Annotated in this window: 3 protein-coding genes; all 3 read left to right on the top strand. The window is 38.8% G+C overall.

What is annotated here, in order from left to right:
* Nucleotides 1-4 precede the first annotated feature (4 nt).
* From M3661_RS15840 to M3661_RS15830, 3 genes are read left to right on the top strand one after another with little or no spacing between them, the layout of a single operon-like run.
* Complete coding sequence (locus M3661_RS15840; RefSeq protein WP_251486646.1) at nucleotides 5-4,363, top strand: MupA/Atu3671 family FMN-dependent luciferase-like monooxygenase; 4,359 nt, start codon at nucleotides 5-7, stop codon at nucleotides 4,361-4,363.
* A gap of 36 nt (nucleotides 4,364-4,399) precedes the next feature.
* Nucleotides 4,400-10,954: a non-ribosomal peptide synthetase gene (locus M3661_RS15835; RefSeq protein WP_251486643.1), complete on the top strand. Its 6,555-nt coding sequence runs from the start codon at nucleotides 4,400-4,402 to the stop codon at nucleotides 10,952-10,954.
* Nucleotides 10,955-10,978: 24 nt separating this feature from the next.
* Entirely contained in the window at nucleotides 10,979-12,616 is a 1,638-nt protein-coding gene (locus tag M3661_RS15830) for a PhpK family radical SAM P-methyltransferase (RefSeq protein WP_251486640.1), read from the top strand.
* Nucleotides 12,617-12,629 lie beyond the last annotated feature (13 nt).

The following is a 12,629-nucleotide window of genomic DNA, read 5'->3' as shown; positions in this document are numbered from 1 at the left end:
ACTGATGCCGAATGATTCAGATCTTATAGACACGATACAAGGTTTAAAACAAGATGAGAAAGTCAACAAGCAATCAGGTGAATCTGCATCTACACAGTCAGCAGAAAAGCTTCCGCTATCATTTGCACAGGAAAGAATTTGGTTTATGGAGCAGCTACACCCAGAAACGCCGATATATAATGAGGGTTTCATCCTGCATTTAAACACTTTGTTGAACTTTAGCTATTTACAACAAAGTATTGTGTTGCTTGCGGAAAGGCACGAAAGTTTAAGAACCGTATTATACACGGAATCGGACAAAGTCTATCAACGTGTATTGGATTCACTGCCAATAGATATTCAACAGTTCGAACCATCATGGGACAATAAAGACGATCTTCAAAAAAAATTGAATGATATGGCTCGTGCGATGGCGCTTAAGCCCTTTAATTTATCCGAAGGCCCATTGTTTCGGGTCGGTTTTGTAAAAATCGCTGAACATGAGTCTGCTGTAATCGTTGCTATTCATCATATCATTAGTGATGCTCAGTCCATGTCTATGTTTTTCCAGGAATTGAGTGAGTTATATCTTTTATTAGTAGCTCAGAAGCGCTGTACGTTATCTACTGGTGGACCTACGTATTCGCAATATTCCATCTGGCAAAGAGAGTACATGCAAGATGACGGTTTTCAGTCGCAATTGAACTACTGGGTAGATGCACTACAAGATGCACCACCATTGTTGAATCTATCTGCAATCGGAACGAGGCCTAAAAATAGAACAAGTAAAGGTGCGAAGCAAGAGATCAAGATTCCGTCGCACATAGTTGCCAAAATTCAAAGCGTTTGCAAAGCGGCGATGGCGACACCATATATGGTGACGAAAAGTGCCTTAATTGCGCTATTGTACAGATATACAGGTCAAAAGGATATCGTTATAGGCTCTACTATGCTCAATCGCAATCATCCAGATACAGAACAAATTATTGGCTTATTTATGAATAATATTGCATTGCGCACAAGCATGTCTGATTATCAAACTTTCAGGTCTTTGCTGCATGATGTGAAAGAAACGATGTTATCCGCATATGAGCATAGCGAGTGCCCTTTTGAAAAAGTTGTTGAGGCAATTAACCCGACCAGAGATTTGAGTTATAGTCCAATTTTTCAAGTGCTATATACGTATTTAAATAATGAACCACAACATGATTTATTTCATGCAACGAACTGCACTGTAAGTAAAGTAGATACGGGAATCGTAAAATACGATTTATCGTTTACCATTGATCGTCGAGGCAATGAGCTAATTTTGGAATGTGAATACAGCTTTGATTTATTTACGAACGAGATTGTATCTCAAATGTTAAAGCATTATTGTATCTTGCTAAATTCGGGAATTTCTCATCTTGATATCCCTATTACTGAACTTGACATGCTTACACAGGACGAAAAAGATCTGATGCTAGATGAGTGGAATGCAACCGATATGTCATTGCCGGAAAAATGTATCCATCAACTTATCGAAGCACAAGTTAATTTAACTCCTGACGCAATTGCAGTCGTATTTGAGGATCGTCAAGTTACTTACAAAGACTTAAACCATCGAGCGAATCAAATTGCTGTTGTATTGAGAAATTCAGGCGTGACATTAGATACGATAGTTGGTATTTATTTAGAACGTTCGGATGAGATGATCGCAGGGATGCTTGGGGTGCTAAAGGCGGGAGGAAAGTATCTCCCGCTTGATCCAACAATTCCAGTTCACCGTTTGAATGGTATGATTGAAGATTCGGGTCTTTCAGTAGTAGTTTCACAAACTGGGCTTAAGAAATTAGCGGTATCTCGTGAGCTGACCATTTTAAGCCTCGAAAATATTAACGAAGATGACGATTTCTGTGACCCCTCCAATAAAGTGTCGTTGAAAGACCAGGCTTATGTAATCTATACGTCTGGCTCAACTGGGCAGCCCAAAGGGGTGCAAATCAGTCACGGAAACATATTAAACTTTTTTGTCGCAATGCAACAAAAAATAAAGTGTGGTCCAAATGATACGGTGCTAGCGGTCACAAGTATTGGTTTCGATATCTCCATATTGGAGTTGCTATGGCCGTTGTCTCAAGGGGCAAAAGTCATAATTGCTTCAGATGAAGCGATGTTCAGGAAGGCAAATCGAATAGACGACACAGACAAAAAGAGTCCAATAGATTTTAGTCTATCCTTTTTTTCCTCTTTATCGAATTTGGGACAAGAACAATACAATTTGATTTTTGAAGCAACAAAATATGCGGATCAGAATAAGTTCACGGCAGTGTGGATGCCAGAACGTCATTTTGATGAGTTCGGGGGATTGTTTCCAAACCCATCGGTAGTAGGGGCAGCATTGGCAATGATTACGAATCGTATCAGCATTAGAGCAGGCAGTGTTGTATTACCCTTGCATCATCCGTTCAGGGTTGTTGAAGAATGGTCAGTTGTAGACAATATTTCAAATGGAAGAGTAGGGATTTCTTTTGCATCCGGTTGGCATCCTGATGATTTTGTCTTTAATCCAGACCATTTTCAGGATCGTGCGGATGTGTTGATTGATTATATCCCTCGTATTAAAAGTATATGGAGGGGAGAAGAATGGGATTGTATAAATGGTGAAGGCCGCAATGTCAGTTTGAAGGTGCAGCCTGTACCGATTCAGAAGGAATTGCCTGTATGGGTAACGACTAGCGGATCAGCGGATACGTATATACAAGCTGGGCGTATCGGAGCCAACGTATTGACGCATCTTATTGGACAATCGATCCAACAGCTCGAACATCATATTCAGTTGTATCATAAAGCTTTAATCGAACACGGGCATAATCCAAAAGATCATAAGATTTCATTAATGATGCACACATTTGTTGGTGAATCCAATGAGCAAGTTCGTGCTATAGCTTATGAACCTGTAAAGCGCTATTTGCAATCATCAGCAAATTTGATTAAAAAAATGGAACATGTAGCGTACTCCAATCCGTCAGGTGAAGAGATGGAGCAAATGAGATGGAACCGAGCTGCTGATGTTTATTTTGAACAGAATGGATTGCTTGGGGATGTTGCGCATTGCACTAACATTGTTCGCGAGCTTAAAGCAATTGGAGTTAATGAGATTTGTTGTTTGATTGACTTTGGAATTGAAAAAGAACAAATTATTGAACACTTGGAACATCTAAATCTGCTGCGGCAGAAATGCATCGTTCAAAAAGAACCTTATTCACTAGAGGAGCTCATTCACAAGCATGACGTAACAATCATGCAATGTACACCTTCTCTTATGGAAATCGTATTGTCCGGAATGAATCGATCCGTTAGTAGGTCTTCCTTAAAGACAGTTCTTTTGGGAGGAGAACGATTGAGTGTGCATCTCAAGGATCGTATATACGAAAGGTTTTCTACAATTAACGTCTACAATATGTATGGACCGACTGAAACGACTGTATGGTCCTCTGTACAAGCAATCGACAGCAAGGATAGTACAATCCTAGTTGGAAAGCCTGTTGCTAATACTCAATTCTACATTGTCGACAGTAACTTGAACCTACTTCCAATTGGTGTAGTTGGAGAGCTTTGTATTGGAGGAATGGGAGTCGCAACAGGGTATTTAAATAATATTGAATTAACGAACAGTAAATTTATCAATCTTAAGATGAATAATGAAGGATATACCAAGGTGTATAGAACGGGGGATCTCGCACGTTTTCATGCTTGTGGAAGTATTGAATTACTTGGCAGAAGTGATAATCAAGTGAAAATACGGGGTCACCGTATTGAATCTGGAGAGATTGAGAATGTGCTGCTTCGTTATGAGGCTATAGAAAAAGCTGTAGTTACGATTATATATGACGAACAGGAACAACCGATTTTATCTGCATTTATCGTCTTACAACAAGGTGATGCACGCAAGGACAAAAAAGAAATCATTGAGTTTCTGTCTGAAAGGCTGCCAGGAGCATTTGTTCCAACTCATCTGGTCTATGTGGATAAATTACCACTATTAAGTAGTGGAAAGATTGATATGGCTGCATTGAAAAAATGGGATTTTGCAGAAGAAATGGACTGCCTAAACAATAGGCCGAGAACGGCGACAGAGTCAAAACTGGAACAAATATGGTGTGAAATTTTAAATAGAAAGCAGTTGGATATATACGACAACTTCTTTATCATTGGCGGCCATTCCTTGTTGGCTATCCGATTAGTAAACCGCATCAATGAAGTTTTCAAAGTTGGTGTATCTATGAGAACTATTTTTGAAGCACCAACTATCGAGAAACAGGCAGCGTATATCTACAAATATCAATTGTCCGGTATCGATGTTGAAGTATTAAACAAACTGTTGAATAAATTAGAAGGCTAACAAAAGTTCTGAATACTGTCTTGACGAGGTGAGGATATGAGAGAGTCAGACAATCGGATTGATGAGCTTTCCGTAGAGCAGAGGGAGAAGTTAATTGAATTGCTGCGCTTGGAAATTGAGCAGGTGCAGCAAGATGAAATTAAATTAGATACTTTTATATCTGATGACGGGAAATATCCGCTGTCTTATGCACAACAAGGGATGTGGTTTGTTGAAAAATTAAATTTAGGCACTCCTATTTTTAATGATGCCTTGATTAGCGTACGGTTAAATGGCGAGCTGCAAATTGAAGCTTTAACAAAGGCTATACAATTGTTGATTGATCGTCAGCAAGTTTTAAGATTGAGATTCCATGAAGTGGATCATATCCCTTATCAGCAATATTTGGATGAAGTTAAATTTGAACTTCCAATCGTTGATCTTTCCCATCTGCACGGGGATCAACAGGAAACTATTAACCAATACGCCCTTGAGGAAGCTAACCAACCTTTTGATCTCGTTAACGATCCACCATTTCGGATTAAATTAATTAAAATTAGTGACCAGGAACATGTACTCTTTTATATCGTACATCATATTATTTCAGATGGTACTTCGACCGGAATCTTTATGCGAGAGTTAGCATCTGCATACAATGATTTTTGTTCAAACCAGACACCGGAATTGCCTGAACTGAAATTACGCTACACAGATTACTCCGTATGGGAGAGCAAGCGCATATCATCACCAAAACTCCAAAATCAGCTTCAATTTTGGAAAAATAAGCTGGCGAATATTCCTGACGCTATTTCATTTGCTGGCCATTCTGAGAATCGAATAACTGAAAATAGGAACGGCAAAAAAATATCCAAGGATATACCGTCAGATGTATACAATGCAATCTTGGAAATAAGCCAAAAGGAACAAGTTACATTAAATGTTGCCGTATTAACTTTGGTTAACCTGTTAATTTACAAATATACAGGCACGACAGACATCGTATTGGGATCTCCAATAACTGCAAGAACAAATCAAAGTTTAGACCATATGATGGGTTGTTTTGTGAATACGACCCTATACCGAAGCGATTTATCTAGAAATCCTCCATTTTGCGAACTCATCCATCAAGTCCGGGATGGCTTCCTTGAAACATTGTCAAACCAGGATGTTCCTATAGAAGTGATAGCAAAAGAGTTTGGGCAATCCAGAGATTCAGCCTTGTTTAATGTAATGTATGGGATGCAACATGAACCATCGGATGTGCTTTTTAATGGCTTGAGTACGGAAGCAACGCTTATTTACAATGAAACGACCAAGTATGATTTAATATTCTCATTTGTCATAACAGATCAGTCCATGCGGTTATTAGTTCAATTTGCAACACCTCTATTCGCAGAGGATGAGATTGAGCGGTTAGTTGAATATTTTAATGCCTTAGTGATGAATGTATTACATCGTTATCATGATCCAATTGACGAATTGTCAATATTAAGCACGCAGGAAAAAAACAAACTGCTATTAGATTGGGGACAATCATCTCAACGTTTTAATGAAGAGCGATTACTGCATGAATGGTTTGAGCAACAGGTTGTACAAAGTCCGGATGCAACCGCTATCGTCTTAGGTGAGGCCTCTTTAACCTTTAAGCAATTGAATGAAAAAGCGAATCAGATTGCTCACTATTTAATAGAAAATGGCGTCAGTGTGGATACGAAAATCGGTTTATATATGCGAAAATCGTTAGATTATATTGTATGTATATTGGCTGTGCTAAAAGCAGGCGGAGCATATGTGCCTTTAGACACGAAGAATCCATGGAATCGCATTCAATCGATGATTGATATCGCTACAATTCGTATTGTAATCGTGAATGAGCAAGCAGTCATTGAAAACGCTAATCATGATCTGAAAGTCATGCAAATGAACGAGATTCATGCTCAGACTATGCATTTATCTAAACAAAATCCTGAATCTGTGGGTAATATCGATCATACGGCATACGTCGTGTTTACGTCCGGATCAACGGGAGCCCCAAAAGGGGTGGAAATTACACACGGTAATATCACTAACTATGTAAGATCTGCCGTTCAATTTTTTGGTATGCATACCGGTCATCATCACATTTTACTGCAAGCATTAACAACGGACTTTTGCAAAACGGCGCTATATGGCTCTTTACTATCTGGTGGTTGCCTGCATCTTATCCTGGAAGATGATGCTTTGGATGCGAAGAAGCTGGCTAGCTATATTTCTAGTTATCATATTGACTGGATGAAAATAACTCCTTCTCATTTGCGCGCATTAGAACATAATATGGACATAGTTGAGCTGCTTCCAAAGCATGGATTAATATTCGGGGGAGAAGCTTCTTCTTGGGAGTACGTGCGCAATATTCATAAGAAGGCTCAAACATGCAGCATATATAATCACTATGGTCCATCTGAAACAACAGTTGGAGTGCTTATGTATAAAGTTACGTTGGAAGATGCAGGACGCAACTATGGCAATACTCCTTTAGGGACACCAGTGGGCAATTCGAAGTTGTATGTGTTAGATGACAACATGCAACCAGTACCGATTGGAATTGCAGGCACACTGTATGTAGAAGGTAAAGGAGTTGCCAGAGGCTATATCAATGCAAAGGATCTTACAGAACAAAGATTTAAACATGTTCACTTTGATGCTTTGAATACATCAAAACGTCTATATAACACCGGCGATATCGTTAAATACTTGCCTGATGGAAATCTAGAGTTTATAGGAAGATCCGACGATCAGCTTAAGATACGCGGTTATCGTGTAGAGCCAGATGAAATCAAACACGAATTAATGAAGCAGTCTTTTGTTCATGAAGCTGTTATTTTTGCTAAATCAAAGGATAACTATGAGCATGAGCTAACAGCTTTTATTGTTCCACAGCAAGATTGCGATCTGCCAGAGAAGTTGATAAGAGAACAAGTTCGTAGTTGTTTAACGAGAGCATTTTCAGATTATATGATTCCCAAACATATTATTGTACTAGCTTCGATTCCCCTTACGGCATCCGGAAAAATCGATCGAAATGTATTGAACCTCACTTTAGAAAACATACAGCACAGTTATCAGAAAACAGACAGTGTGGACCAATTACCGGAATTCAATTATTCCGAGAGAACAAATATAATCGAAATATTATGCGGTTTATATGAAGAGATTATTGGACTCAAGAATATAAAGGGTAAAGATCACTTTTTTAAGTTGGGAGGCCATTCTCTACTCGTTACTAAATTGGTTTCACGAATTCGTAAGACGCTCAAAACAAAGGTCGGGTTACGAACCATATTTAAATATCCAGTCGTAGACGAGTTAGCTGATGAAATTATTCGCATCAATCGGGCTGCTAAACCAGTCTCTTTGCAAGCGATCCAGAAGGTTCAACATCATAATATGATGGAAATGTCTTTTGCTCAAGAACGAGTATGGTTTCTGCATCAGTTAAGTCCGAAAAGTTGCTTCTATAACCTCCCGATAGTTGTTCAAATAGAGGGGGAACTCCAAATCGATGCATTGCAATGGAGTATCAATCAGGTTGTAGAAAGACATGAGGCTTTGCGTACAGTATTTCCTATTAGTAATGAAAAAGCAGTGCAAAGCGTAAAAGATATCACTATTGATATCAAGCACGTTCAATTAGAAGGCTCAGCGGATTCTGTTCGAACAGGCGATGTTCAAAATCTAGTAGAACAAGAAATTCAACTTCCATTCTCCTTGGAAGATGGTCCTCTAATAAGAATTACTTTGATAAAAACAGACGAAAACAAGTTTGTGTTGTGTGTAGTCATGCATCATATCATTGCAGATGGTTGGTCAATCTCTTTGTTATTAGAAGAGTTAGAGCGTTACTATACGGCTTATATAGAACAAGAAGATATCGAGTTAGATAGTCCACTTCAGTATGCTGATTATAGCCTGTGGCAGAGACAGTGGATGGATAGTGGTGAAATGAAATCGCAACTAGATTATTGGAAGGCACAACTGAGGGATGCGCCTTCCGTTCTCGAGTTACCCACAGATCGTCAAAGACAACCATTTCCAAGCTTCCGAGGAGGAACAAAGCGACTAGATTTTCCTGTCGAGCTTGCACAAAGTGTAAAAGAAATGAGTCGAGCTCATGGTGTCTCCAATTTCATCACTTTGTTATCCGCATTCCATGTGTTGCTGTACAGCTACTCTAAGCAATCCGATATTTTAGTCGGTGTTCCTGTTTCGGGACGAGATAATCAAGAACTGAATTCGATATTTGGTTTCTTTGTTAACACAATTGTTATTCGTTCAACATGCGCATCTCATACCCCGTTCACATCTTTGTTAAATGACATTAGAGCGACTACACTTGATGCATTTCAAAATCAGGATTATCCGTTTGAAAAAATTGTCGCAGCAATTTGTCCAGAGCGGAGCTCAAGTCATAATGCGTTATACCAAGTTGCGTTTACGTATCAGAATGATCAAGTGGCGAACTTTAAGCTTGGAGAGCTTGCGGTTCAACCATTTATGTATGAATGGTCGACATCCAAGGTTGATTTAACCTTGCTTATTATTGAATCTTCCGATAGCAAATTGTCTGCCGTCATTGAATATAGTACAGATTTGTATGAAGCAGATAGTATCGTAAGAATGTTACATAATTACATTTCTTTACTCGGGGACATTGTGAAATACCCAGAAAATCCACTATCACAAATATCAATACTGTCAGAACATGAACAGCAAACATTGGATAAATGGCGTTCAGGAGTCACTAAGCAGCCAGACAAGGAACATACTATTCATGGGTTGTTCGAGCAGCAAGCTGAAAATTATCCGGACAGCATTGCACTTACATTTAAAGAGCAACAAATGACTTATAAAGAGTTAAACGATACGGCAAATCGAATTGCTCGTCAATTACAACAAAATCATATTAAGCGAGGCAGTTATGTTGGTCTTTGTGTGAATCGCTCGATTGAGATGATAGTAGGCATGTTAGCTGTTCTGAAATGCGGTGCAGCTTACGTACCGTTAGATCCATTGCAACCATCGGATCGTCTGACGACAATCATTGAAAATGCAAACTTAGACTGTCTAGTGACCGATCATGCTTCATTTGGATTGTTGCATATTCCGAGTCAGGTTCCATTGATGTATTTAGACGACATTGATCGGATCGGTATTCAATTGGAAGGGAATCTGGACGCTCTGGTTACAGGTATCGATTCTGCTTATATCATCTATACTTCGGGTTCAACTGGGGTTCCAAATGGAGTATTAGTGAATCATAGTAACGTGATTAATGTTACCTTAGCAGCTATCGAAGAATTTGGAATTCAGCATAACAGTCGCGTTTGTCAATTTGCAACGATAAGCTTTGATGCCTCCGTATATCAAATTTTCTCTGCTTTGTTATCTGGTGCTACGTTATGTATCGTATCTAGAGAAGAGCAGATTATGATTTCTGATCTCAAAGAGATGATTTGTAAAAATGAAGTGGAATTTGGTGATTTGCCTCCAATTATTTTGGAAATGTTGGAGCCAGAGGATGTTCCGTCACTTCGAACGATAGCAACAGGTGGGGAAAGATGCCAACATAAACTTGCTGTTAAGTGGAGCAACAACCGTACATTTTACAATGTGTATGGACCAACTGAGACAACAGTTGCAAGCATTTGGTTTGGTATGAAAAATGTGCAACAGGACAACCATAACAGCGTTCCGATAGGCCGTCCGATAGCGAACACAGATGTATATATTTTAGATGATGAGTTCAACCCTGTTCCAATAGGAGCTCAAGGAGAAATTTATATTGCGGGACATGGTGTAGCCATGGGGTACCACTTAAATCCAAGTTTAACTGCTGCTCGATTTGTTCCTAATCCATTCAGCTTACATGGAGAACGTATGTACAAGACAGGGGATAAAGGGAGATATCTTGTGGATGGCAACATCGAGCATCTTGGCCGCAATGATCTTCAAGTAAAGATTCGCGGGTTCCGCATTGAATTAGAAGAGATTGAAATAGCTTTACACTCTCACGACAGTATAAAAGAGTGTGTGGCATCTATAGTAGATAATCAGCAGAATCAGAAGCATATTCTGGCTCATGTTGTGCTCCAGGAGGGAGCTTCATATGAGGAAGCGGAGATAGTATCGTTCTTGCGTTTAAAGTTGCCTGATTATATGGTGCCTACATCTATTATCGAAATCGCTTCGATTCCACGGCTTCCGAACTTGAAAGTTGATAGAAAAAAATTAAGCAGCTATCCAAAGCTTAATCAACGTGAAAAAAAGAAAACAGTTGCTTTATCTCCAGAAGAAATTCAGGTTTCGCAAATATGGGGATCCATTTTAAATATTGCGCCTGAAAGCATCGGTATTTACGATAATTTCTTCAAGCTGGGAGGTCATTCTTTATTAGCGACAATGATGTTGTCCAGATTAAATGAGAAATTTAACGTGAATATACCGTTGCATGAAGTATTCCAATCTTTAACGATTCACTTTTTAATTCAAACGATTGTAAATCATAAGTTTTCAGATATTTCAGATGAAGAATTACTCCTGTTAATGAATGAAATCGAAGGAATTGAAACGTAAGTTCGGAGTGGTGGAGGGATTGAATTGGAAAGAGATCAACTGGACTACATATTAATTGGATATAATGAGCCCTCATTTTCATCATATGAGCAAATGTTATCGAATTATGGGAAAGATTCCGAGGCATACCGTGATCTGAAATTTAGCTTTGTAGAGGTAGATGGACAAAAGTTGAATTACATTGATCTGATGAATTATGTCTATAAACAAGCATTTCCGAATTCTGCTCAGAAACGTGACATGTTTGTATCGGGGGAGATTCCGAACTTAGCCGCCGTTTATTTGTCGAATCATTTATATAACAAAGGGGTAAAAGGACGTTATGTTAATTTGTTCCAATATGAGAAAGATAAATTGATTCAATATTTGTCAATGAATCCCTTAGTTATTGGAATTACGACTACATTTTATGTACTCAATTTTCCTGTCATTGAGATGGTTAACTTCATTCGTGAGCATAATCAGAATGTCAAAATTGTTGTGGGTGGGCCCCTCATTCTTAATCATTTTCGAAATTATGATAAGGAAGGTTTTGAGATTGCGCTTGAAGATATCGGTGCAGATATTTACGTGGTGGAATCGCAAGGTGAATTAACACTGACAAAAGTTATAGGATGCTTAAAAGAAAAGGGCAATCTTAGTAGTGTGCCGAATCTTGCTTTTTTTGAAAATGGGGACTTGATAACGACCCATGTCGAACCCGAGAGCAACAACTTAGATGAAAACTATATTAATTGGATGAACTTTCAAGAGGAAAGTCTCGGACATACGATTCAAACGAGGACTGCTAGAAGTTGTGCCTTTAACTGTGCTTTTTGTAATTACCCGACTAGAGCGGGAAAGTTGACACTAACAGATATAACAACAGTCGAGTTAGAACTGGATTCTATTAAAAAGTTAGGCAACGTATCGAATGTGGTATTTATTGACGACACTTTCAATGTGCCGATTGAAAGATTCAAAGAAATATGCCGGCTGATGATAAGAAAGCAATATAACTTTAATTGGTTCTCCTATTTCCGATGCGCAAATGCGGATGAAGAAGCTATTGAGTTAATGGCTGAAAGTGGTTGTAAAGGTGTGTTTCTAGGTATCGAATCAGGGGCACCGTCGATTCTGAAAAATATGAATAAAGCAGCCACGATAGAGAAGTACAGCCAAGGAATTAAAACTTTGAAAAAACACGGGATTCTTACATTTGGCTCATTTATCGCTGGATTTCCCGGAGAATCAGAAGAAACGCTGCTTGAAACAACAAATTTTATTAAAGAAACCAAAATGGACTATTTTAGGGCGCAATTGTGGTATTGCGAAAAAGGTACAAAAATTGATGCCCAACGCGAGAAATATGATATTTCAGGAGAAGGATTTGTTTGGCGGCATGCGACACTTAATAGTGGGCAGGCGATGGATTACCTTGAAAGATTGCAGCAAGAAATCGAGGATTCACAATGGCTGCCGCAATGGTCGTTTGATTTTTGGATAATCCCTTATTTGTTAGGCAAAGGGGTAACTTTAGAACAATTCAAAGCATTTATGATTGGTGCGAACAGCCTCATGTCCTTGAATTTCGTAGATTTGAACAAGGAGGTGCGAATCGAAATCGAACGTAAACAGATGTCTACTCTGATCAAAGAAATGGCGGCTTGGAAAGTTATTTGAAAATAAATATACA

It is taken from the genome of Paenibacillus sp. MER 180 (genome assembly GCF_023713665.1).
GTDB classification, from domain to species: Bacteria; Bacillota; Bacilli; order Paenibacillales; family Paenibacillaceae; genus Paenibacillus_B; species Paenibacillus_B suaedae.
Note: the sequence above shows the minus strand (reverse complement) of the source record. Positions and strands in the feature narration are given on the sequence as shown.